The organism is Chryseobacterium sp. FR048 (assembly GCF_056844665.1).
The window spans coordinates 104242-129329 of record NZ_JBXDSE010000005.1; the positions used below are offsets into that span (position 1 = coordinate 104242).

The 25088-nt window shown below is 36.6% G+C and carries 24 protein-coding genes; 10 read left to right on the forward strand and 14 right to left on the reverse strand.

Annotated features, from left to right (window positions below):
- Window positions 1-54: 54 nt before the first annotated feature.
- From AC106K_RS15270 to AC106K_RS15300, 7 genes are all read right to left on the reverse strand, one after another.
- Window positions 55-879, reverse strand: a complete 825-nt coding sequence (locus AC106K_RS15270; protein ID WP_482446355.1) for a GLPGLI family protein — start codon at window positions 877-879, stop codon at window positions 55-57.
- 240 nt (window positions 880-1119) lie between these two features.
- Complete coding sequence (locus AC106K_RS15275) at window positions 1120-1947, reverse strand: GLPGLI family protein (RefSeq protein WP_482446356.1); 828 nt, start codon at window positions 1945-1947, stop codon at window positions 1120-1122.
- A 134-nt stretch (window positions 1948-2081) separates the two neighbouring features.
- Window positions 2082-2387 (reverse strand): 30S ribosomal protein S10, encoded by a 306-nt coding sequence (gene rpsJ / locus AC106K_RS15280; RefSeq protein ID WP_002661363.1) that lies wholly within the window; start codon window positions 2385-2387, stop codon window positions 2082-2084.
- A gap of 16 nt (window positions 2388-2403) precedes the next feature.
- On the reverse strand, window positions 2404-4521 hold the full coding sequence (gene fusA, locus AC106K_RS15285) for an elongation factor G (protein ID WP_079240231.1): 2118 nt from the start codon (window positions 4519-4521) through the stop codon (window positions 2404-2406).
- 6 nt (window positions 4522-4527) lie between these two features.
- Entirely contained in the window at window positions 4528-5004 is a 477-nt protein-coding gene (gene rpsG / locus AC106K_RS15290) for a 30S ribosomal protein S7 (protein WP_047096843.1), read from the reverse strand.
- Between the two features lie 23 nt (window positions 5005-5027).
- On the reverse strand, window positions 5028-5441 hold the full coding sequence (gene rpsL, locus AC106K_RS15295; protein ID WP_002983146.1) for a 30S ribosomal protein S12: 414 nt from the start codon (window positions 5439-5441) through the stop codon (window positions 5028-5030).
- 340 nt (window positions 5442-5781) lie between these two features.
- A complete protein-coding gene (locus AC106K_RS15300; protein WP_482446357.1) occupies window positions 5782-7359 on the reverse strand; it encodes a hypothetical protein in 1578 nt (525 codons plus the stop codon).
- 144 nt (window positions 7360-7503) lie between these two features.
- On the opposite strand from AC106K_RS15300, the gene AC106K_RS15305 reads away from it, so the two are divergent.
- The 5 genes from AC106K_RS15305 to AC106K_RS15325 all read left to right on the forward strand — a co-directional run bounded on the left by AC106K_RS15305 (window position 7504) and on the right by AC106K_RS15325 (window position 11233).
- Window positions 7504-7980: a Dps family protein gene (locus AC106K_RS15305; RefSeq protein WP_047096845.1), complete on the forward strand. Its 477-nt coding sequence runs from the start codon at window positions 7504-7506 to the stop codon at window positions 7978-7980.
- A gap of 95 nt (window positions 7981-8075) precedes the next feature.
- Entirely contained in the window at window positions 8076-9254 is a 1179-nt protein-coding gene (pncB, locus tag AC106K_RS15310) for a nicotinate phosphoribosyltransferase (protein ID WP_047096846.1), read from the forward strand.
- A gap of 124 nt (window positions 9255-9378) precedes the next feature.
- Window positions 9379-9849, forward strand: a complete 471-nt coding sequence (locus tag AC106K_RS15315) for a YciI family protein (protein WP_482446358.1) — start codon at window positions 9379-9381, stop codon at window positions 9847-9849.
- A 322-nt stretch (window positions 9850-10171) separates the two neighbouring features.
- Window positions 10172-10411, forward strand: a complete 240-nt coding sequence (locus AC106K_RS15320) for a hypothetical protein (RefSeq protein ID WP_482446359.1) — start codon at window positions 10172-10174, stop codon at window positions 10409-10411.
- A 66-nt stretch (window positions 10412-10477) separates the two neighbouring features.
- Window positions 10478-11233 carry a DUF5995 family protein gene (locus AC106K_RS15325; RefSeq protein WP_482446360.1) on the forward strand — a complete coding sequence of 252 codons (756 nt, stop codon included), beginning with the start codon at window positions 10478-10480 and terminating at the stop codon, window positions 11231-11233.
- A gap of 59 nt (window positions 11234-11292) precedes the next feature.
- Here the strand turns inward: AC106K_RS15325 and AC106K_RS15330 are convergent, their stop codons facing one another.
- The 5 genes from AC106K_RS15330 to AC106K_RS15350 all read right to left on the reverse strand — a co-directional run bounded on the left by AC106K_RS15330 (window position 11293) and on the right by AC106K_RS15350 (window position 19149).
- Window positions 11293-14391: an efflux RND transporter permease subunit gene (locus AC106K_RS15330; protein ID WP_482446361.1), complete on the reverse strand. Its 3099-nt coding sequence runs from the start codon at window positions 14389-14391 to the stop codon at window positions 11293-11295.
- The gene (locus AC106K_RS15335; RefSeq protein WP_482446362.1) at window positions 14391-15506 is read right to left on the reverse strand and encodes an efflux RND transporter periplasmic adaptor subunit; all 1116 of its coding nucleotides are present in this window, start codon (window positions 15504-15506) and stop codon (window positions 14391-14393) included. Before AC106K_RS15335 ends, AC106K_RS15330 begins: the two co-directional genes overlap by 1 nt.
- Before the next feature lie 3 nt (window positions 15507-15509).
- Window positions 15510-16784 carry a TolC family protein gene (locus AC106K_RS15340; RefSeq protein WP_482446363.1) on the reverse strand — a complete coding sequence of 425 codons (1275 nt, stop codon included), beginning with the start codon at window positions 16782-16784 and terminating at the stop codon, window positions 15510-15512.
- Between the two features lie 326 nt (window positions 16785-17110).
- Window positions 17111-18472, reverse strand: coding sequence for a sensor histidine kinase (locus AC106K_RS15345; RefSeq protein ID WP_482446364.1), 1362 nt, complete (start codon window positions 18470-18472; stop codon window positions 17111-17113).
- Window positions 18473-18474: 2 nt separating this feature from the next.
- Window positions 18475-19149 (reverse strand): response regulator transcription factor, encoded by a 675-nt coding sequence (locus AC106K_RS15350; protein ID WP_482446365.1) that lies wholly within the window; start codon window positions 19147-19149, stop codon window positions 18475-18477.
- Window positions 19150-19374: 225 nt separating this feature from the next.
- Here AC106K_RS15350 and AC106K_RS15355 point away from each other — a divergent pair, with 225 nt between their 5' ends.
- The 3 genes from AC106K_RS15355 (at window position 19375) to AC106K_RS15365 (ending at window position 22197) form a co-directional block, all read left to right on the forward strand.
- On the forward strand, window positions 19375-20868 hold the full coding sequence (locus AC106K_RS15355; RefSeq protein ID WP_482446366.1) for a DNA recombination protein RmuC: 1494 nt from the start codon (window positions 19375-19377) through the stop codon (window positions 20866-20868).
- A gap of 13 nt (window positions 20869-20881) precedes the next feature.
- Window positions 20882-21298, forward strand: coding sequence for a hypothetical protein (locus AC106K_RS15360; RefSeq protein ID WP_482446367.1), 417 nt, complete (start codon window positions 20882-20884; stop codon window positions 21296-21298).
- Window positions 21299-21429: 131 nt separating this feature from the next.
- Window positions 21430-22197 carry a TrmH family RNA methyltransferase gene (locus tag AC106K_RS15365; RefSeq protein WP_482446368.1) on the forward strand — a complete coding sequence of 256 codons (768 nt, stop codon included), beginning with the start codon at window positions 21430-21432 and terminating at the stop codon, window positions 22195-22197.
- 128 nt (window positions 22198-22325) lie between these two features.
- On the opposite strand, the gene AC106K_RS15370 is transcribed toward AC106K_RS15365, so the two are convergent.
- Window positions 22326-22667, reverse strand: coding sequence for a hypothetical protein (locus AC106K_RS15370; RefSeq protein WP_047096857.1), 342 nt, complete (start codon window positions 22665-22667; stop codon window positions 22326-22328).
- A gap of 183 nt (window positions 22668-22850) precedes the next feature.
- On the opposite strand from AC106K_RS15370, the gene AC106K_RS15375 reads away from it, so the two are divergent.
- Window positions 22851-24029, forward strand: a complete 1179-nt coding sequence (locus tag AC106K_RS15375; protein WP_482446369.1) for a hypothetical protein — start codon at window positions 22851-22853, stop codon at window positions 24027-24029.
- The gene (locus tag AC106K_RS15380; RefSeq protein ID WP_482446370.1) at window positions 24013-24591 is read left to right on the forward strand and encodes a hypothetical protein; all 579 of its coding nucleotides are present in this window, start codon (window positions 24013-24015) and stop codon (window positions 24589-24591) included. The genes AC106K_RS15375 and AC106K_RS15380 overlap by 17 nt, the downstream gene beginning before the upstream one ends.
- Here AC106K_RS15380 and AC106K_RS15385 read toward each other — a convergent pair.
- A complete protein-coding gene (locus AC106K_RS15385) occupies window positions 24540-25085 on the reverse strand; it encodes a 5-formyltetrahydrofolate cyclo-ligase (protein ID WP_482446371.1) in 546 nt (181 codons plus the stop codon). The two genes, AC106K_RS15380 and AC106K_RS15385, sit on opposite strands and share 52 nt — an antisense overlap.
- Window positions 25086-25088 lie beyond the last annotated feature (3 nt).

Genomic DNA, 25088 nt, shown 5'->3' on the forward strand with positions numbered 1-25088 from the left:
ACAAACCACAAAAAAAGCAACCTGTTTTAAGGTTGCCTATTTTATCATTATCAATTAATATTTAACTGCTGTATTGAGATCTATCGGATTATTAGTTTTCCTGAGAAACTCCTGTACTTTTTCGGAAAGATCTTTAAACTGTTCGATATGGGTAACTTTTGTACCCATGACATTCATGGTTATTCCTGAGTTTTCTTTAAAGCTTCTTCTCATCTCAATTAAGGGGTCATTGTACAATTCGAGTCTTTTTTTCATTCGCATTTTTTCGGAAATCTCTAATGGTTTTATCCCGTAAAATGTTTCAATAAAACCAACGGTATTGTAAGTATCTTTTAAGTTTTTGTTTTTGACTAAAGTAAAAATATAATTGGATTTTGAATCCTCTAACTGGAAAATCAATCCGGGAAGCCCTCTAAATTTGTAAGGCCCCTCTGAAACGTTTACCTCTTTAGTAAACCAGGCCGTCCAATCTCTTTTCCCGAAATGAGTGGTAGCTTTCTGTAAGGTATAGTCACCGAATTTTTTGGTTTCGTCTGCCAGCTTCCAGGTCAATATATCATCTGAGGAATAGGTGAACATATCCTGCCCAATCAATTCATAATTTTGATTTTTAAATGTATTTTTTTCTCTTTTTACAGACGGAAACCAGCCTCCGTAATGATGGGCATAATTTCCGTTGACCTTGTTGATGGAATCAGCTTTAAGGTAATCATACTCGTAAAATTTCACTTCTTTTGGGTTGACATCCAGAACAAAATTGATCTTCTCATGGACGTCTTTTGTACTGTCCATTTTAAACTGCAACTCATAGATAAACCGCTGTGTTTGTGATTTTACACAGAAACTCATTAATAACATGATTAGCAAATATCTTTTCATAGTAATATTTTTAACAAATATACAAACAAAGAAGAACCTTGCAATACATAATAATATATTTATTATATTAATATGTATAAACTACAACTAAGTAACAACAGAGAAAAGGATACTACTTTATTCATCTTATAATTTTTTTGTAAATTATAAGATTTAATATATCTCACTTTTCAGACATTTCATCACAAAAAACCCTCCTGTAGAAAGGAGGGATATAATTATTGGGTGTTGTTAATTTTTTTAATTCAGAGGATATTTTACAGCTTTATCAATTTCGATCGGATTATTTTCTTTGAGCATCATTTTCCTTCTTTCATCAGACATTCCTTTCAACTGGTCTATGCTTTTTACCTGTACTCCTAAAACGTAAAATGTGTTGTCTGGATTAGTATTTGATTTAAATGCTTCTGCAATATCTTGCAATGGATCATTGTAGAGTTCCAACTGTTTTTTTGCAATGATCTTCTCAGTCACAGGAATAGGTTTTTTCCCTGCAAAACTATTCAGGAATGGGGTTTCATAGGTCTTTGGGAACTTCAAGCTTTTAGCCAGTTTGAAAATATAATTTTTATGAGTGTCTTCTATTTCAAAGATGAGCCCCGGAAGTCCACGGAACTTGTATGGGCCTTCACTCAAATTGATGTCTTTACAAAACCAGGCTACCCATTTTCTACCTCCAAAGATTGTTGTTGCTTTCTGTAAATTATACTGTCCATCAACTTTTGTATCATTCAGAAGCGTCCAATTCATTTTATCAGTAGATTTTAAAGAAAAGAAATCATTCATCAAAATCAATGAGGTATTTTCAAAAGAGTTTTTCTTTCTGATAATGGTAGGAAGGTCATCATCCCATCTTGCACTTCTCTGGCCACGAACAATATTCAGAGAATCAGTTTGAGCATAAGAATAAGGATAAAATTTGACATCATTAGGATTGACGTCCAAAACCATATTGGCTTTGGTAAAATCTTGTGCGAGCGAATCTTTCTTATATTGAAGCAAATAAACAAAGCGATGTGTCTGGGCACTAAATAGTAAAGGAAATAATAAGAGTATTAGTTTTTTCATAATATGAGTTTGGCCAAAAATATAACTAAAGTTTGATTCTACCTCATAGATCAATATCTTTTTGAAAAATTATAATAAAAAAATCCGTCCCAAAAAAGGGACGGATTCTATAATCATTGCAAAGTATGCAGTTATCACACTTTAATTTCAACGTCAACTCCTGAAGGAAGTTCTAATTTCATTAGAGCATCAACAGTTTTAGAAGAAGAAGAGTAGATATCCATTAGTCTCTTGTGAGCTGATAATTGGAACTGCTCTCTTGCTTTCTTGTTTACGTGCGGAGATCTCAACACTGTGAAGATTCTCTTATTCGTTGGCAATGGAATTGGACCGTTTACAACAGCACCAGTAGCCTTTACCGTTTTTACGATTTTCTCAGCAGACTTGTCTACCAAGTTGTAATCGTAAGATTTTAGTTTTATTCTGATTCTTTGTGACATTTCTTTAATTTAAAAATTAACCTTTTGCTTTAGCTATGATTTCTTCAGCAACGTTTTGTGGAGTAGCTTGGTACTTCTCTAATTCCATAGAAGAAGTAGCTCTTCCTGATGAAAGTGTTCTTAGAGTTGTTACATATCCAAACATTTCAGAAAGTGGAACAGAACCTTTGATTACAACAGCTCCATTTTTCTCTTCCTGACCACTGATTGTACCTCTTCTCTTGTTAAGGTCACCAATGATGTTACCCATATATTCTTCCGGAGTTACAACTTCCAGTTTCATAATAGGCTCCATAATTACTGGCTTAGCAGCACGTCCCGCTTCTTTAAATCCTAATTTAGCAGCCATTTCGAAAGAAAGTGCATCAGAATCCACCGCGTGGAAAGATCCATCTTTAAGAGTAACTTTAATACCTTCAACTTCGAAACCAGCCAATGGACCGTTCTTCATTGCAGCTTTAAATCCTTTTTCAATAGCAGGAACGAATTCTCTAGGAACGTTACCACCTTTGATCTCATTGATGAATTCTAAACCAACTTTACCTTCGTCTGCAGGTCCTAGTTCAAATACAATGTCAGCAAATTTACCTTTACCACCAGATTGTTTTTTGTAAACTTCTCTGTGTTGAGCAACTTTTGTTAAGTTTTCTTTGTACTCTACCTGAGGTTGTCCTTGGTTTACTTCAACCTTGAATTCTCTCTTCATACGGTCTACAATGATATCTAAGTGAAGCTCACCCATACCAGAGATGATCGTTTGTCCAGAAGCCTCGTCAGTTCTAACAGTAAACGTTGGATCTTCTTCAGCCAATTTAGCTAGAGCGTTACCCATTTTATCTTGGTCAGCTTTAGTTTTAGGCTCAACAGCGATACCGATTACCGGATCAGGGAAAACCATCGATTCAAGAACGATTGGGTTTTTCTCGTCACACATCGTATCACCAGTTTTGATAGACTTGAATCCTACCGCTGCACCAATATCACCAGCTTCAATATATTCTACCGGGTTTTGCTTGTTAGCGTGCATCTGATAGATTCTAGAGATTCTTTCTTTATCTCCTGAACGAGTGTTCAAGATATAAGAACCAGCATCTAGTCTTCCAGAATATGCTCTGAAGAATGCTAATCTTCCCACGAACGGGTCAGTAGCAATCTTAAATGCCAGAGCAGAGAAAGGCTCATCTACAGATGGCTTTCTTGTAATTTCAGCGTCTGTTCTTGGGTCAGTACCTTTGATATCATCTTTATCCAATGGAGAAGGCAAGTATTTACATACTGCATCCAACATAAACTGTACTCCTTTATTCTTGAATGAAGAACCACAAGTCATTGGGATAATAGATAAATCGATAGTAGCAGCTCTCAATGCAGCATTGATTTCTTCTTCTGTAATTGAATCCGGATCTTCGAAGAATTTCTCCATCAAAGTTTCGTCATATTCAGAAACAGCTTCTACTAATTTCTCTCTATATTCAAGAACTTCATCTTTCATGTCTTCAGGAATTGGAACTACCTCGAAAGTAGCACCTTGTCCAGCTTCATCCCAGATGATCGCTCTGTTTTTAATTAAGTCTACAACACCTTTAAAGTCTTCTTCAGCACCGATTGGTAAAACGATTGGAACTGCGTTAGATCCTAACATTTCTTTAACCTGGTTTACCACGTTAAGGAAGTCAGCACCTTGTCTGTCCATTTTGTTTACGAATCCCATTCTAGCAACCTTGTAGTTGTCAGCAAGTCTCCAGTTTGTTTCAGACTGAGGCTCAACTCCATCTACTGCTGAGAATAAGAATACCAATCCATCTAATACTCTTAAAGATCTGTTTACTTCTACAGTGAAGTCAACGTGTCCCGGTGTATCGATAATGTTGAAGTGGTAAGGCTTAGTATCTGCAAGAGGTTTTCCCTGATCTGTTGGGAAGTTCCAAGAACAAGTAGTTGCAGCAGAAGTAATAGTAATACCTCTTTCTGCTTCCTGCTCCATCCAGTCCATTGTAGAAGCACCATCGTGAACCTCTCCAATTTTGTGGTTTACCCCTGTATAGAATAAAATCCTTTCTGTAGTGGTAGTCTTACCCGCGTCAATGTGAGCAGCAATACCAATATTTCTTGTAAATTTAAGATCTCTACCCATTTCAGATTAGAATTTAAAGTGTGAAAACGCTTTGTTAGCTTCCGCCATTTTGTGAGTATCAGTTTTCTTTTTGAAAGCTGCACCTTCTTCTCTTGAAGCAGCTACAACTTCATTAGCTAATTTCAAAGCCATAGACTTATCATTTCTCTTTTTAGAGTAGCTAATTAACCATTTCATTGCCATAGAAATTTTTCTATCAGCTCTGATTGGCATAGGGATTTGGAAGTTAGCTCCACCTACTCTTCTAGAACGTACTTCTACGTGAGGCATTACATTTGTAAGTGCATCTTTCCAGATTTCAAGTGCAGTTTTTTCGTTATCTCCTTTTTTAGTTTCAACGATGTCTAATGCATCATAGAAAATTTTGAATGCGATAGACTTCTTACCGTCTAGCATTAGGTTGTTTACGAATCTCGTTACCAATTGATCATTAAATTTCGGATCTGGTAACAACGGTCTTTTTTTCGCTTTTGTCTTTCTCATTGCTTCTGTACCTTATTTAATGATTATTTTTTCTTTCCTTTTGCAGGAGCTGCAGCAGCTTGTCCTGGTTTAGGTCTCTTAGCTCCGTACTTAGATCTTCTCTGAGTTCTTCCATTTACACCAGCTGTGTCTAATGCACCTCTTACGATGTGGTAACGTACTCCCGGTAGGTCTTTCACCCTTCCGCCTCTAACCAATACTATCGAGTGCTCTTGAAGATTATGTCCTTCGCCCGGGATATAGGCGTTAACTTCTTTACCGTTAGAAAGTCTTACCCTTGCAACTTTTCTAAGTGCAGAGTTAGGTTTCTTAGGTGTAGTAGTATATACTCTCGTACATACTCCACGTCTTTGTGGACAAGAATCAAGGGCAGCCGATTTGCTCTTCTTGGCAAGCGTGGCTCTTCCTTTTCTTACTAATTGTTGAATAGTAGGCATTTAATTGCTTTTTATTTTAGGGTGCAAAAATAGGAATATTTTTTTAATCTGCAAATACTTATATGAAAATTAAAATCAAATACTTACATCAAAAAACAAACAGGTTTCTTTGTGGCCATCAAAGAAGTATAATATATATGCGGAAAAGAGCTTAAAAAAATGATTTTTCAGCTCTTAAAAAAACGAATATTAAATAATTATGAAATTTGTATTCTGATTCAAAACGCGAAATAAACCGCCAGCTTCCCCACTCTTGTTTTAGAATTCATATCCGTCACTTCAAAATACAATAGTACTTAAACTTTTGTAAGACTACTTATTATATATTTTCTCAGGAAGCTTAGTCAATAATCCTTACTTCCACATTCTTATTCCATTGAAAGTTTCTCACATTTTCTTTTAAGGAATAATAAATAGCAGGATCTACAGCATAGATAAACAGGTGTTTTTTTCCTAACACAGCACTACGTCCTTTTATTTTTAACTCGGCCACTTTTTTCCAGTTTTCCGGAACATGCCCGTCCAGCCATTCTTCATAAGCGATAGCCAGTTGATACCTATTCTTAGAAAGATAATCGGTTAAAAAATCTTCAATCTCATCATCTGTTTCATTTTTACGCATTCTCAAAGGAACAATTTCCTTTGATCCCAGTCCTACAAAATCAAACAAATGAATATCTGTAAAGTAACAGATTGCCCCTATATCATTCGCCACAACTTTAGATTCTTTGTAATATTTTTCCAGAAACCTTGCAGACTGTATCTGCTGTTCATAGATATTTTTACTGCCAGTTACAATTAAAAAACTCACCATCCCGATTTTCAACATCAATGCAGCAAATGAGGAGACAGCCAGACCGGATAATATTCTGTTTTGTTTTGACCAAAAGGCAAAGTTCTTAAACCTTGGAACCAATGCCATGGCAAATCCCGTCAATATATAAGCCTCATATCTGTAGAAATTGTTAAGCTGACTGAAAATACTGTGCATCAGCAAAGTAATGATCCACACTATGAGAAGGAAATTTTTAGTGATTAATTCCTGAAAGCTCAATTTATTTTTAAGATCCCTCCCAATAAAAACAAAGGAAATCAACAACGGAAACAAAGCAGCATTATAGAAGTATGGGTTGTATACAATTTTGAATAAAATAATATCAACTATTTGCGGGACATAGTTTCCTGAAAAATCAAATCTCAATCCTTTTATCAATACTGAGTTGGGAAAAAAATAACCGGTATGCTGATAGGTAAAATACCCAAAGATCAGGATTGGCAGAAAGCCGAAAATCAATACCTGAGCAGCCAGTTTTATTCTTTTCAGCAATAAGGCGATGACAATAAGGGATACAAAATAAAACATGCTTTCAAATCTTATCAGCCCTAGCAAAGCAAGGGAAAGAAAAAACCATCCGGCAGCTTTTGAGTTGTTCCATTCTGACCTCACCCATTTTTCAAAGGAAAGAATATTGATTACTATAACTGTCACCTGCAGCATATGTTCCATCCCTGAAAAAAGAAGAAAAAGAACCGATGTAAAAAGCAATGTAAAAAGGCTGGCTATTACTATGGATTTATTTTTACTGTAAAATAGAGCATAATAGGTATTCAGAAAGTAAATGGTAAAGAATATACATACCGCATTAAAGATCAAAGGAATCAGCTCATTATTTCCAAATATATAAATAAGACCACTCAGAATAAGAGTAAAAACAGGAGATGAAGAGGATGAAGAAAAAGTATATGGTGTTACTCCCCAAACTCCATGCAGTGCAAAATTTTTAGCTATGGCAAGATGAATATAAGCATCATCCAATATATAGGTAAAATAATTTTCGGTTTTGGACAGCATCATCAACAGATAGATCAGACCTATCCCGAAAAATAAAGCCACAGTTGTTAAAAAGCTCTTGATCATCTGCAATATTAAACAAATTTATCTGAATTATTTTCAAAAAACACCTTATAGTTAGCATCTATCGACATCCGGTGGTGTTCGGCACGATATTTCGTAAATTTGAAATACACAAAAGATAAACTTCAGAAAAATAAATATATACATATGAAAAATGCTAGTATCATCGGCCTTAAAGAAGCTGATTGTAAAAAGATTTCAGAAAAATTAAATGTACTTTTAGCGAATTACTCCGTATTCTATCAGAATACCAGAGGCTCTCACTGGAACATCAAGGGAGACCAGTTCTTTACCCTTCACCCGAAGTTTGAAGAGTTGTACAACAGTCTGGTTTTAAAGATTGACGAAATTGCAGAAAGAATCCTGACATTAGGAGCTACTCCCGCTCATAACTATTCTGACTATTTAAAAGTGGCCACTATTAAAGAAAGCAAAGAAGTAACGGATGGCACCAAAAGTGTAGAACAGATCTTAAGCTCTTTCAAAGTAGTGATCGACCTTCAGAGAGAACTTTTAGACATTACTGATGAAGCAGGTGACGAAGGTACCAACTCTCAGATGAGCGATTATATCACCGAGCAGGAAAAAGAAGTTTGGATGTATAATTCTTATCTTGGGAAATAAGTCCATCAAAAGCATTGAAATATTTCAAAAAAATCGCCTTACATTTAGGCGATTTTATTTTTTATTTTTATATTTGCGTTAAAATTACACATATTATGAACGACGTAAGACTGAACTCCATTCTTGATAATGATTTTTATAAAATAACCATGCAGAATGCAGTGGTAAAACTTTTTCCTGGTTCTATTGTCAAATACGAATTTATTAACAGGGGAAAACACCACTTTCCGGAAGGCTTTGATGCTGCTTTAAGAGAAGCGGTCAATAAAATGGCAGAACTTAAACTTACCAAGGATGAAAAGAAATTCATGGCAAAAACCTGTCCTTATATCGACCTTCCTTATCTTGATTTTTTAGAAGGTTATCATTATGATCCTTCTGAAGTGAAGATTCATCAGGAAGGCGGTGATCTTTCTGTAACGGTAGAAGGGCTTTGGTACAGAACGATTCTGTGGGAAGTTCCTTTGCTGGCCCTTATCAGTGAGCTTCATTATGAAATGAACCATATGGAAAGGGATTCTAATGAGGTGGTGATGAGCAAGACGCTTGAAAAGGCAGATTCATTGGGCAGACTGGGTGTTACTTTTGCAGAATTCGGGACCAGAAGAAGACATTCTTATAAAGTACAAAACCTGGTGATGGAAGCTTTGAATCAGAAAAAAGATTCTACTTTTATCGGAAGCTCAAATGTACATTTTGCTATGAAATATGGCGTAAAACCAATAGGAACCCATGCGCACGAATGGTTTATGTTCCATGCTGCAGAATACGGATTCAAAATGGCCAACGAACTCGCTTTGGAACACTGGGTAGATGTATACAGAGGTGATCTCGGAGTAGCTCTTTCAGATACTTATACTACTGATGTTTTCTTCCAGCAGTTTGACAAAAAATTCGCAAAACTCTTTGATGGGGTGCGCCATGACAGTGGTGATGCTCTTGAGTTTGCTGATAAAACTATTGCTCACTATCAGAAGAACGGCATCAATCCAATGTTTAAATACATCATCTTCTCTGATGCTTTAAATCTTGAAAAAGTGGAAGAAATCACCAACTACTGCAGAGGAAAAATAGGGATCTCTTTCGGAATAGGAACCAACCTTACCAACGATGTAGGATTGAAACCTATGAATATCGTGATGAAACTGATCGGAGTACAGGCTCCTAATAAGGAATGGATTCCAACAGTAAAACTTTCAGATGAACATGGAAAATATACCGGTGATCCTAAAATGATTGAACTGGCTAAGGAGTTTTTGAGAATTAAAGACTAGTAATCTTATCGGAACAATAATAAAAAAACCTCGTAATCATCGAGGTTTTTTTTATTATATCATTATTAGAAATTCAAGTTAAAAAAATCTATAAGCTTTTACTATATTTATCAAAACAAACAAAATGAAATCAGGAATATTACTAACGGCATCCCTCCTTATATCAACATTGTCCTTCGCTCAGGAAAAGAAAACAGAAAAACCTAAATATAATCAGGAACTTGCTACTTCTTTAGGAGCTGATCAATATGGAATGAAACCTTATACTATTGTCATGCTAACAACAGGTTCTGCAAAAATTGATGACAAAGCTAAAATGGGAGAACTCATGAAAGGCCACATGGCCAATATCGGAAAACTGGCAGATGAAGGTAAAATTGTTGTAGCCGGACCTTTCCTCGAAAAGAATAAAGAGAACTACCGGGGTATGTTTATTTTCAATACAAAGTCTAAAGAAGAAGCTGAGCAATGGGTAAAAACAGATCCCGCTGTACAAGCCGGAGTCTTTAGTTATGAAATTTTCCCGTGGTATGGATCTGCTGCTTTACCATTGTATTTAAAACATCACGAAGAGATCACAAAGGAAAACCCGTAATATTACCTTAAAAAGAACATTGAAAATCCTGAAGAAGTAAATTTATTTACGGCAGCCAGATCAGACATGATCCTAAAACACAAATAAACAGAAGTCACATCACTAACTATTTCATCGTTAGATTTCAAGTCCAATTGACCTTTTTCTATTTTAAACTTATTTGGCATTTCAAAAAATATAACGCTTATTTTCAACATTTATCATAAATTAATTCAATTATCATAGAATAATTTACTATTTTAGTTTAATGTTTTTAAACTTACTTATTTAATTATAAGAGTGTTAAGAATAAATTATTTTACTAAACAAAAAAAATTAAACCATGAAAAAGAACTTAACAAGACTTTCAAGAACAGAGTTGAAAGATGTATTTGGCGGGTATTTACATTTGCCAGAATGCCCGGGAGGATGCCACGGTGAAGGCATGATCAGATGTCCTGACGGCACCACCACGATGACTAATTTTGTCTGTATGGGAGGAACTTGCCAACCAGCAGCAATGTGCAAACCATTGGTTCTTGAACCTTTTCCTGATCCGATTAACATCGACCCCATCATCTGATAAACAATAAACAAGGTGAGCTTTCCGGCTCACTTTTTTAGTATCTTTAAATAAACAAAACCCGCCATGAAAACTATTGAAGAAGTCCTTAAAAAACTGGATGAAATCATCATCTGGTGTAAAGAAAACAAAAGTTCTGCAGGATATTTCGCCTGTACTTACCGGATCATGACCGCACAGGTACTGAAAGGAATTCAGCAGAAGAAATTTGAAGACGGAACAAGAATGACCTTGCTGGATATTGCTTTTGCACAAAGATACCTTCAGGCATGGGAAAGCTATCACAAAGGGGAAAAATGTTCCAATTCCTGGTATATCGCTTTTGAAGCAACTAAAAATAAAAACCTGCTGATCCTGCAGCACATTTTCCTGGGTATGAATGCTCATATCAATCTGGACCTTGGCATTTCTGCCGCCACCATCATGCCCTACCGGAAAATAAATCCACTAAAGACAGATTTTGAAAATATTAATAATGTCATTGCTTCCATCAATCAGAATGTTCAGGATTCTTTAAATAAAATATGTTACCCTGTAAACCTTATCGATCAGCTTGCCAACGGAAAGGATAATGCTGTACTCGATTTTGCTATTTCCAAAGCAAGGGATACTTCCTGGGCAACTGCTGTAATTGCTTCCAACACGCCCATTTTCTTACGAGAATCGGTGATTGGCATCGTAGATTATGCCGCTGCAAAAGTTGCCACACAAATATTGAATCCGAAAATCCTCACCCCTACCCTTTTAAAGAAACTCAAAAATTGCGAAAGCAGTGATATAGTAAAGAATATTGAGATTTTAGAATCCCCCAAAACAACATAGCAAAAAGGCCGGGATCTTCCTCACGGATCCCGGCCTCATAATGAACAAAATAAAAGAAACTATAGGGTTTCCTTATGCTTTTTACGATAGGCATAATGGAAAATAATTGGCAATACTGTAAAGGACAGCAACATACAGATGATCAGTCCACCTACAATCATAATAGCCAAAGGCTTCTGAATTTCTGACCCCATTCCGTTCGACATCGCAGCCGGAAGAAGTCCCATAGATCCCATCAGGGCAATCATCACCACCGGACGGATCCTACTCTTTACACCTTCTGCTATAGATTCTTTGAGAGACATTCTGTTTTGCAGGTTTTCCTTCATCACTCCAATAAGAACGATACCATCTATGGTCGCCACTCCAAAAAGAATAATGAATCCTATCCCGGCAGAAATTCCAAATATCGTCCCTGTAAACCATAGGGATAAGAATCCTCCGATAAATGCAAATGCCAATGTAATGGAAGAGATCAGTGTATCTTTTACATTCCCAAAGTTGAAATACAACAACATCAGAATAAGAACCAATGAAATGGGTACTACCATGGCAAGCTGTTTGGCCGCTCTCTCTTTGCTTTCAAATTCTCCTGCCCAGGTCATTTTATGGCTTTTCGGAAGTTTCACTTCTTTTTCTACTTTCTCTTTTGCTTCCTTGATCGTACTTCCCAGGTCACGACCTTCAATATTAAATCCAACTCCGATATACCTGCTGTTTCCTTCGCGGTAAATAAATGACGGCCCGGTATGGTAATCAATAGTCGCAATTTCCTTCAACGGAACTTTTTTATTATCCTGAGTAGGAATCAGAATATTCCCCATTTTTTCCGGGGTATCACGGTATTGTTTTTCAAATCTCAGCATCACATCAAACATCCTTTCTTCTTCATAGAATTTAGTGGCAGCCTGGCCACCGATGGTCATTTCGATCACGGCCTGAGCATCTGCTGTTGAAACACCGTATTTTGCCATTTTGGAATCATGAAGCTGTATTCTGAGCTCCGGAAGACCGATATTTTTAAATACATTTACATCTGAAATTCCCGGAACCGTTCTGATGGAATTAGCAACCTGATTGGCATAATTTTCAAGCTCAAACAGATTATTTCCGAAAATCTTGATCACTAAAGGTGCTTTCACCCCGGCCACATATTCTTCCACATTATCCTGTATTGGTTGGCTGAATCCAAAGTTGATACCCGGAAATTTTTCGAGAGAGGTTCTCATTTCTTCAAGAAGTTCTTCTTTGGAGATTTTTTTCTTCCAGTCTTTTTCCGGCTTCAGCTGGATATTAAATTCAATGTTGAAAAATCCGGTGGGATCGGTTCCATCATTGGGACGACCGGTCTGGGTCATTACAAATTTCACTTCGTCATACTTCATTAAGATTTCTTTCATTTCCTTGGTCAGCCTTACGGATTCATCCAGATTGACACTGTTTGGAAGAGTTGCTCTTACGTAGATGGCGCCTTCGTTTAATTTTGGTAAAAACTCTGATCCGTAATTGGAAAACCTCCATCCACAAATGGCCAGCAATGCAATAAATCCAATGATAAATCCTTTTTTATGACGGTCACTGAATTCATAGATTCTATAGATATTCACCCTGAAGAATCTTGAGATAAAATTCTCTTTTTCTTCTATATTTTTCGTCAGCAAAAGTTTACACATCGCCGGAACATACGTCAGACTCAGAATCAATGATCCCAATAATGCATATCCTAAAGTAAATGCCAATGGAGAGAACATCTTACCTTCAACTTTCTGGAATGAGAAGATCGGCATCAATGCTACAATCAGAATCAATAATGCGAAGAAAATATAACTGGCAACACTTCCTGCACTTCTCTTAATGATCCCAAGCTTTGATATTTTATTGAATCTCCGCAGACCAATTTTCTTCGCCTTATGTTCGAGCGCCACAAACACATGTTCAACAATCACCAGCGTTCCTTCCAGCAACAATCCAAAATCCAAAGCTCCCATAGAAATCAGGTTGGCCGGTAGTCCCTGAATTTTCAGCATAATGATTGCAAAAAGGAAAGCCAATGGTATAACGGATGCAACAATAAAGGTTGTTCTCCAGTTGTACAGGAAGATAAATACAATAATCGAAACCAGAATAACTCCTTCTACCAGGTTTTTAGAAACTGTATTCACCGTAGTATTTACCAATTCCGTACGGTCAATAATCGGAACAATCTGCACATCACCCGGCAATTCACCTCCGTTCAGCTGTTCTATTCTGTCTTTCAGCCTTGCGATCACTTCACTTGGATTCTCTCCACGAAGCATGATCACAATCCCTTCTACTACATCATTCTCTTTATTGTACCCTACCTGTCCTAATCTTGGCTTTGCCGAGACTTTTACTTCAGCAACATGCTTTACCAGAATAGGAGTGGAACCTTTGACTTCAATTTTGATGTTTTCAATATCATCTTTTTTCTCTAAAAGACCAATCCCCCGCACAACATAAGCCTGATCACCTTTTGCTACCACATCTCCGCCTACATTAATATTACTCTTCGAAACTGCTTCATACACATCCAGGGGGGAAAGGTCGTAGTTTTGTAATTCTGTAGGGTTAATTTTTATTTCATAAATTTTCTCTTCACCACCAAAGCTTACCACATCCGCTACTCCGGGAACTGCCAAAAGCTCCCTCTCTACTACCCAATCCTGAATAGCCGTAACTTCTTTTATCGGTAATTTGCTTTTAATAATATACCGATAGATTTCACCGGTAGCTCCGGATGGAGGTTCTATACTGTATTCTGCACCACTGGGGAGATTTACATTTCCCAGTTTATTGGATGCATACTGCTGGGCATAAAAATCATTGACATGATCATCAAAGATCACGGTAACAACTGACAGCCCGAATAAAGAGATGGATCTTACCGACGTTTTATTCGGGATGGCATTCATCTCTTTAGAAATCGGCAAGGTGACAAATTTTTCAATTTCCTCAGCACTTCTTCCCGGCCATTGGGTAATCACTCTTACCCTTGTGTTGGTAACATCCGGAAAAGCCTCAATAGGAGTATGCATATAGGAATAGATTCCTCCTGCCAGCAAAAGAAAAGTTCCTAAAAGAACAATCAATGAGTTTTTTAACGAAAAGGAAACTATATTCTGTACAAATTTTCGCATTACTTGGTGGAGTTATTTAATTGATTTTTCAGGTTTTCATAGATCAGTAGTCCATTTGATGCAATTACCTGTTCACCTTGTTTTAAGTTTCCTTCTACATAAATATACCGGCTATTGGATGCAATTTCCGTTACCGGTCTTATCTCAAGTTCACAGTCTTTTTTATACACCACCACATAGCTCTGATTGTTGTCGAAGATCAATGCTTTAACAGGAATAGCCAGCGCCGTTTTATTCTGTGAGTTAATCGGTAAGACAACATCTGCCGACATTCCCGGTCTTAGCTTCATTCCGTTATTATCCATGATAATTTTAGCCTTCAGCACTCTTTCATTTTCATTAAAGACCTGAGAAATCATGTTGATCTTTCCGGAAAAACTGTCATCAGGATACGCTAAGGTCTTTACTACTACAGGCTGATCTACATAAACGTGTCGCATATTGGTCGCATAGACATTGGCCATTACCCACACCTTCTCCAGATTGGAGATGGTAAAGAGCTGATCACCTCCCGCCGTAACCGGCATTCCTTTGGAAATATTCTTTGAAATCACATAGCCGTCTGCCGGAGCTTTGATCTGAATAGTGTTGCCCCCTGCTGAGTACAATTGCATATTCTTCTGCGTTTTGGAAATATTAGACTGCAGAATAGCCACTTCTGATCTTGCTTCCTGAAGATCTTTCTGAGAAGCAATATCATCTTTATACATCGCTTCTACAGAAGCCAGCTTCCTTTTTGCCACAGCCAGCTGAGCCTGTAAAGTCTGGGTATCATCCTGCATTTCGTTGACAGCTGTACTTTTTACACTCGCCAGTGTCTGTCCTTTTTTTACATAATCTCCTAAAGAAAAATACGTATCGATCACCACTCCATCTACAAGACTTACAAAGGGTACGGTTTTGTCTGAGTTGCTTTCCACTTCTCCGGTCAGTGTGATACTTTCTTCTATGGGAAGCATTTCTGCTTTTACCAGTTTAATATCTTTTTTAAGCTCTTTACTGATACAGTAACCTTTTTCCGCTTCTTTATTTTCTTTTTTTCCGGCACAGCCAGTAAAGGCTACCAGGGCAGACAGATAAATTACTGCAATGTATCGGGTAGTATTTTTGTTCATATCTTATAAGTCTTGTCCTACAACATACTGCAGGTTTTCGTAGTATTGATTGAGTTCTTTTTTCGTATCCAGTATGATCATTTTATTGCCAATATAGGCATCAAGAAAATCCATATACTCCAGCATGCTTATGTTTCTCAGTCTGAAATTCTTTTCGTGACTTACCAACAGACCATCCAGTGTAGATTCGTAATGTTCATCTATTTCCTCAGACACTTTTTGGGTCCGGATATAGTTTCTGAAAACGGAGACAATTTCATTCTCAGATTTCAGCATATTTTTTCGTGTTTCAATCTTGCTTTTTTCAATCTCAAGTTTTGCCTCCTGAATATTTCCTTTATTCCGGTCGAAAATGGGAAGATCAACGGCAACTCCCAATCCAATAAAATCTTTCATGATATTCCCCCCTCTGTCATACCCTATAGATACTGCAACATCCGGGGTTTTCATTGCATTTTGAATTTCAAGATTCTTAGCCGCATGTTTCTCTTTGTTTTTTGAGATCAATATATCCGGACGGTTTTCCTTTGCCTTTTCCATCCATTGCATGATCTCTAATTCTGAAAGTTGTTTTTCCGGCATGGTAAATGAATCTCCTATTACCAGATAAGTGCTTGACGGAAGCATCAGCAAAGCTTTCAGTTCTACCTGCTGGTCTTCAATTTCCTGTTTTAATGAAACCAGTTTCTTTTTGAACTCTATTTCCTGAGCCTTTAAGCGGACATATTCTGCTTTGCTGATATTTCCAAGGTTCAATTGGTTCTGATAAGATTTTGTTAACTTCTCAATGGAAGCGATCTGTCCCTGGTAGATTTTTTGCTGCTCCTGATTGTACAGGATGTCAGTCATCGTATTTCGCAAAGTCTTTTTAAGCTCTCTCAGGACTTCCTGCAATTCATATTTCTCTCCTTCTACCTCTATCTTTTGCAGTTCGATATTTTTTCTTCGCTTACCTGCCGTTTGGATTACCTGCTCGATCTCTGCAGAAATCTGGGTATTCTTGCCCCAGTTTCCGATCAGTGCAGGCTGCTCTTCAATATCATAAGTTCTCCATAGGTTGACTTCACTTATGCTCAACTTCGGGTTAGGCCAGTATTTTGCCTGAACAGCTCTTGCTTCAGCTTGCGAAATTTCAAGTTTCTGAGCAATGAGGTCAAGGTTTTTAGCAAGAAAAATAGTCTCAGCTTCCTTTCTGTCAATTTTCAGGGTATCTGAAATCTGTGCAGAAAAGAAACTGAAACAAGGAATATAAAATAGGGTAAAAAATAGCTTCTTCAAGGTCTCTTATTTTAAGACCACAAAGCTATTTGTCTAATATTAGAGGGAATTTTAAACAAAATTAAAATTCGGTTAGTTCAACATTAGAGTTTGATTAGAATGGGGGTTTATTACGGAAAACTAAATTGTAATCGGTATGTTTTGGCTAAAGTAGAAGGATTTTGAATGTATTTTCTAAGTGGGTTGAAACCTGCTTCTATTGATTTTTAACACGAATTGTACTAATGTTATTCACAAATAACACAATTTCATACTACATACTATGTGAAAAAATTATCTAGAAATACCCGTGGAATTTTCAGGAAGTTGATGACAATTCATTTGGCTTAAACATGAGCCGGAAATACAAGCAAAACGTCTGTCCCCTCATTTATTTTAGAATCAATTTTCATGACAATCTGATGATGATCAAAAATACTTTTTGACAGTGACAACCCGATACCGCTTCCTTTGATGGCATCTACATTTTTCCCTCTGTAGAATGTTTCTGAAATCTTGACAAGATCATCCGGAGGAATTCCTCTTCCTTCGTCTTTTACTTCTATAGATAATTGGTTTTCTTTTTCTGACAGGGTGATTACAACAGGTTTATCATAAGAATATTTAATCGCATTTTCTACAATATTATATAATGCCAGATACAAGAGCGTTTCATTTCCCGGAAATTCTAAAAGAACAGGCCGGGTAACCTGAAGCTCTATTTTGATTGTTGAGTGTTTTTCTTTTGCTTTAGGTTCCAGTTTTTCATAAATCTTCCAGATCAGTTCGTCTACTCTTACCTGTTGGTGGGAAGATTCAAGCTTGGTCATTCCGGACATCAGCAGAAGATTGTTGAGGATATTCTCAATTTCATACACATTCTCCAGTGAATCTTTTGCTACTTCGCGATATTCTTCAGGCGTCCTGTCCTTTTGGGCAAAAACCTCAAGATTTCCGGAGATGGCCGCCAAAGGAGTTTTAAATTCATGGGAAACATAATTGATAAAGTTCTGCTGCAGCAAAACATTTTCAGAGATTCTTCCCAGCAGTTTATTGTAAGACCTGATCAGTTCTTCGATCTCATCATTGGTATTGGTTGAAGTAATAGCCGTAGAAATATTGTTGTAATCAACAGTGTTGATTCTTTTAACCACATTGGAGATAGGTTTATACACAATATTGGAAAGATACCTGCTCAGGAAATAAATAGCCAGCAACCCCAGCACAAGAACGGAAAGCATGATAATGGAAAGTCTCAGGATCTGTGACTGAAACGAATCATTTGGGGATTTTACAAAAACGACAAAGTCTCCCTGATTATCCGGATAAAAAATCCCATAGTAGAACTGATTATCAGACATAAATTGTACTCCTTTATTATTTCTGGCCGTTTGTAAGTGAGAAAGTTTTATATTTTCATCTTTCAGGTTCTGCCCGAAGGTTACCTCATTGTTCTTATTGTAAACAGCTACCCTGTTGTTCTGGATAAGATGATTGTATTCTTTTTTGATTTGTGCATGTCTGTCTTTCGGAAGCTCGTCTTTTTCAAGATAATAAATGGCAGAAATAAGCGCCGTATTTCTCAGCTTTTCAAAATAAAAAATCTTGGTACTGTCATAATAGGCAAAGAATATCACCGCAGATGTGATGATAGAAACGATGCCGAATGAAAGGCTAGAGATCAGAGTAAACCTGCTTCTGAGAGTCATTTTCAGTCTTTAATTAAATATCCTGTCCCCTTTACCGTATGAATATATTTTTGTTCGGTTTCATCAATTTTGTTACGGACATAGGAAATATACACATCCACTACATTGGTGGTATTGTCGAAATCGATTCCCCAGACCTTATGCAAAATCTGTGTTCTGCTCAGTACTTTATTTTTATTCTCCATAAGGAAAGTAAAAAGCTTGTATTCTGTAGGAGAAAATTCAATTTCCTTATCATTTTGAGTGACTTTATGAAGATCCGTATCAATGACGATATTACCGCATGACAAATATTGATCTTCTTTTTGATAGCTCAGCTTATTTCGTCTTGTCAACGCTTTGATCCTTGAGATCAGCTCCTCAAAGTGAAATGGTTTCGACAGATAATCATCGGCACCCAGATCCAGCATTTTAATTTTATCATCCGGACTGTTCAGGGCACTCAAAACCAATATCGGCGTATAATTCCCTTTAAAGCGTATGATTTGTGTAAGCTGCATTCCATCCAGTCCCGGAAGCATAATATCCATTAAAATAATATCAAAATCATAGATATGGAGAAGTTCTCTTGCCCTTTCACCTGAATCGGCCAGCGTCATATTGTATCCGGCTTCGGAAAGTCCCTTCACCAGAAAATTGCTGATTCTCTGATCATCTTCTACCAACAAAATATTCATATTCTTCTGAAATTTCGTATAAATATAAGTAATCTAATTAAGAAAGGAAGCTGGAGGCTGGAAGAGAGGGGTAATAGAATTTTATAAAGTAATTTTTTCCCAATTTTATTTACCTTATTAAAAGCATTGAAATTAATTTTAAGAAAATAGTCCATTCTTAGCTGCCTGGAAATAACTTCCAACATCCCTCTTCCTTCTTCCAGCCTTTTTTCATAATTTTGAAAGATGGAGATGATATATTTACTTATCGGATGTATGGCCGGCGGAATATTGGGAGCCGTTATTTTATACTTTGCACTTAAGTCATCAATGGTTTCAAGAAGTTCTTATGATGAATTGAATGCTCTTTTTATAAGAAACAAATCTGATTTTGAAAATTCAAATCTGAAGATCCGGGACCTCCAGGAAAACATCAACAGAGAAAAAGAATCCAATACCCTACAGCAGGATTTACTGGATGATCTTAAAAATGAGTTTTCAAAAATATCAGCCGAACACAGTTCACTGAATACTCAGTTTCAGGAATTAAAACAAATCAGCACCAGACAAAGTTCCCAGATTGACACCCATATCATTGAAAAGCAGGTTCTTTTTGCTAAAAACTCTGAACTTTCAGCAAAAAATGAAAGTCTCCAGAAATCTTTGGATACCCAAAAGGAAGAAATTCTCAAAATACAGGAAGAATCAAAACTTCAGTTTGAAAATCTGGCCAATAAAATTCTTGAGGAAAAAACGGAAAAGTTTACCGCTTTAAATCAGAATAATCTAAAAAACATTCTCGATCCGTTTCAGGAGAAAATTGCAGATCTGAAAAACAAAGTCAATGAGGCTTACGAAAAGGAAAATAAAGAACGTTTTTCTCTGGCCGAAAAGGTAAAAGAACTTGCAGAGCTCAACCAACAGATCTCCGATGATGCCAAAAAACTTACCAGAGCTTTAAAAGGAGAAAGCAAAACCCAGGGAAACTGGGGTGAAATGATTCTGGAAAGTATTCTTGAAAAATCCGGACTGGTGAAAGGAAGGGAATATTTTCTGGAACACGAACTTCGCGATGAAGATAACAATGCTTTATTTTCAGAGTTTTCCGGTAAAAAAATGCGTCCGGATGCTGTTATAAAATATCCTGACGAAAGAAATGTGATCATTGATTCCAAAGTATCTCTGACTGCTTTCACTGACCTTGTTGACGAAAATGATCCTGATGTATACGCCATAAAACTTAGCCAACACCTGGGATCTATCAAAAACCACATTTCGCAGTTAAGTCAGAAGGCTTATGATGATTATGATAAATCGATGGACTTCGTGATGATGTTCATCCCAAGTGAACCGGCTTATATTGCGGCCATGCAGGCAGACCCCAATCTTTGGAACTTTGCTTATGAAAAAAGAATTCTGTTGCTTAATCCAAGTAATCTGATCACTTCCCTGAAACTGATTGCTGATCTATGGAAGCGAGAATATCAGAACCGAAATTCTATGGAAATTGCGGATAGAGGGGCAAAACTGTATGATAAGTTTGTAAGTTTTGTGGAAAATCTGGAAAAGGTAGGACGAAATCTCGACCAGGCTAAAAATGTTTTCAATGATGCTTACAAACAGCTTCATACCGGAAATGACAACCTTGTGATTCAGACTCAGAAACTGAAATCATTGGGGATCAAGAACAAAAAAGATCTGCCTCCAAGTCTTATTGACAATAGTAATTTAATAGAATAAAAATTGAAATGCCATGAAAAGATCAAATATCATCCTATTGGTAAGCCTTGTTCTCTTCTTAAGTTCACTCCCTTTCACCGCCGTCTATGCAAAAGATCATGAAATGAGTGGTCTGGCCTGTTTTCTTTTAGGATGGGCAGAAATGGAAGGTGGCGGAAAAGCATGGCTGGCTAACCCTCTGCTTTTTATTGCTGCTTTTTTACTTCTGGTAAAGCAGGTTAAAATTTCAGCATTCATCAGTTTCATAGCACTTGCTCTTACTTTCTGTTATCTTTCTGTAGGAGAAATTACAGTAAACGAAGCAGGGCATAAATTTCCCATAACAGGTTACGGCACGGGTTATTTCCTGTGGATTTCAAGCTGCCTGTTTCTATTGATCGGAAATATATTTTTACTCGTATCTCCGGAAAAGGCAAAAACACAGGTATAAAATGCTTCACTTTTAAAGTGAAAAACTTCCAACTGTTTTAAAAGTGAAATACTCAATCACGGCCAGTTATTCAGAAACCTTTTTACGCCATTGAAGGAAGTACAATCATAAATTTTGCATAATTTTGCAGAATGTTGATAGAAAGTTTCCAAAACGATAAAATAAAAAATGTCACTAAACTCCTTACTGACAACCGTTTCCGTAAAAAATCAAAAGTTTTCGTAGTAGAAGGCCAACAGGAAAATGAAAGGGCATTGCACTATGATTTTGAACCTGTGGAATTCTTTATCTGTGAAAATATATTTAAAGGAACACTTCCTGGCGGAAAAATTCATTATGTGAGCGAAAAAGTATATGAAAAGATCGCTTACAGAGGAAGTTCTGAGGGAATCATCGGAATATATACAGCAAAAGAAACTCCTCTTTCTTCTTTTATTCCCAAAGATAACTCTACAGTACTCATTGTAGAGGGCGTTGAAAAACCGGGTAATCTGGGTGCTATTCTGAGAAGCTGCGAAGCATTTGGGGTAGATGCCCTTATTGTAGCGGACGGAAAAACAGATTTTTATAACCCTAATGTCATCAGATCCAGTGTAGGCTGCCTGTTCGGAATGGAAGTTTATCAGGCTGAGAACAGTGAAACATTGGAATTCCTTCAGAAAAATCAGTTCAATATCTATACAACCCTTATGGATGAAACGGCTGAGGACCTTTATAAGAGAGATTTTACTCAGCGTTCTGCAGTCTTATTCGGTACTGAACATTCTGGATTAAGTGATTTCTGGATCGGAAAGGGAAAAAACACACTCATTCCCATGGCTGGAAGTATTGATTCCCTGAATCTGAGCAATGCTGTAGCTATTACCTGCTATGAATCATTGAGACAGAAAAAGGGATAAGCAATTTTTGAACTTTATAATCAAGCTGATAAAATAAGATTGCTTCGCTTTCAACACGCAATCACTAAGCACAAAAAAACCGTTTCACTGGGTGAAACGGTTCTTTTATTTTTAAGCTTAAGCTAAAATTATTTCTTAGCAGCGTCTTTTGCAGCATCTTTAGCAGCGTCAGCAGCTCCTTTAGCAGCATCAGCAGCACCTTTAGCAGCGTCAGCAGCACCTTTAGCAGCATCTTTAGCAACTTCAGCACCAGCAGCAGTTGTAGCAGCAGCAGCATCTTTAGTAGCACCTACAGCAGCAGTTGCAGCAGAGTCAACAACTTTAGCAGCAGAATCAGAAACTACAGCAGCAGAATCAGCTACGTTAGCAGCAGCAGAATCAGTTGTACCTTCAGTAGAAGTAGCTTCAGTTTTTTTACAAGCAACTAGAGAGATTGCAGCGATAGCAGCTACGAATAATGACTTTTTCATAATAAATTAAATTTAATTTTGTTAATATTGTTTTATAAAATTTTCTTCTGTTCTGTTATTTGAACAAGACAAAGGTAGAGCACTTAGAAAATTTGTCTATGAAAAATAATTGTAATACCTTTGTAAAATAGTTTTACAAAAAAACATAGCTGATAATCAATAATTTAATTATTTTCTGAAAAATTGACAGATTTAGATCTATTACACTTTGAACAGCTGAAAAAGGACGTTCAGGGTCAATACTTAAAAGAATATACCCCTTCACAGGATGATATTTCCAAGTGGAAGGGTATAGACATTATATATTTCCAGGAAGACCTTCGCAAAAAAGCAAAAGGAAACATCAGTGAAAAGTCATTTTATACCTATTTCAAAACTTCACCAGTCACTAAATTACCAAGGATAGATATGCTCAATTTATTGAGTATTTATGCAGGATACGACTCATGGTATGAGTTCAAGAAACAGCATCTTTTTGCCGGAGAATTGTTGCTGGAAAATGAAAATCTGGATGAAGAAGAAATCAATGAACTGGAAAAAACAGTTGCTACTGCTCCTGAACTTCCAAAAACCGAAATTCAGCCTCAAAAAGTAGAAATTCAGCCTAGTCAAAACACTGATTTACAAAAATCAACTACTGAAAATCAAACAGTTAATTCAAATCAGAATTCACAAAAAGAAATTGAAATTCCACAGGCTTTGCCGAAGAAAAATTTCTTTAAAAAGAACGCCTGGGCACTTGTCACTTCAGTTTTAATTGCCATTACCGGACTTTTAGGATTTAAGGATGTTCTTTTTTCTAAAACTTATAAATATTGTTTTATAGATAAGGACAGAGGAGTTTCCGTAATCAATACATTGGAAATAATGGTAGTGAAGGAAAATGAATCGCCACTGATGTATAAAATAAAGCCGGGAGAGTGTTTTTACTATTCTACTAAGGATAAAAATCTGAAAATGCGCATTAGTGCACCTTTCTACGAGCCATTGGAAGTCAACAGGAATCTGGAAAATGCTCCGGAAGAAGAAAAAATAGAACTGAAACCTGATGATTATAAAATGGCCGTCTATTATTTCTCTATAAAGGATATACAACAAGGTAATCCGGCAGAGAGAGTGGCTCTTATGAAGCAAAAAAGAAATCAGCTGGAAAACCTGATCAGCAACAATGCAGTGATCTATCAGGTTTATGACAATAATACATATGGTATAGAGCGACTTGACAAACAGAAGTACATTACCCTGGTAACTACTCCTACTACATCATTGAAAAACCTGAATGTAATAGAAATGAAAAAAGACAACGGTAAAATTGTTTCCATTAAATTTAAAATTGCTACTACAGATGAAAAAAATAAATAATTTTTTACTTCTCACCATACTCCTTACTCTATTCGTTGCCTGTAACAAAAAAACAGAAGTAAGTGACCTTGAAAAACTCAGAAATAGCAATAACACCAAGAGCTACCCTTCTGTACAAATGGACAGCATGCAGGCCATCAACTCCATCACCAAACAGAAAGTTCAGGAACTTCTTGATCTGTCTACTTTATATTTATCTGGTAACAGAAACACAGAAATAGACACTGTGATCTATTCACAGATGGAAAGTTATTTCCATAAGCCTGATTCTTTAACTTTTAAAAAGTTGCTGAAGGAATTAGATAGCATGAAGGTAAAGTCTGTAAAGGTAAATAACCTGAATGTCTATAAAGAATTCTATAAAAAAGACACCCTGGACTACGCGAAGTTCAATGTGGAATATTTTGACAATAAGAATAAATCTTTGGGAAGCTTTGAAAAAAATGCACAATACATTCTTCTGTCAACCTCCAAAATGAAAAAGGAATTTAAATTCTACTTTCTGGATTTTTACTCCAGGCCACTGAAGAAAGACAGTACCTCTGTAGGGGTTACCAAATAGTCTAGAGGAATATCATTTTCCCAGGCATCATCAATATACTCATCGGAGTCAAAGTAATTGACTCCGATTTTTTTTGCCTCTGGTGAAACGCTTTTGAAAAAACCGTCATAAAACCCTTTTCCGTAGCCTACCCTATTTCCTTTATGATCACAATACAAAAGTGGGGTAATAATATAATGGAAATCATTCTCACCGGACTCTTCATTGGAAACAGGCTCGGAGATTCCCCAGCTGTTTGTTTCAAACAATGTATCTTCGAAAATTTCAATCGTTATAAGCTGATCTGCTACAATCTTAGGCACATACACCCGGATATTCTGCGCTAAAAAATACTGAATGAAGATTTGAGTATCGATCTCATTAAACTTCTCAATAGGAACAAAAATATGCACCTTCTGCCCTGTATGAGGTTTAAAGTAAGTAATGAAATTTTCAAAAATCTTTCCGGATAACAAGAAAGCCTCATCAGAAGACAAGGCTTTTCTTTTTTGCATATA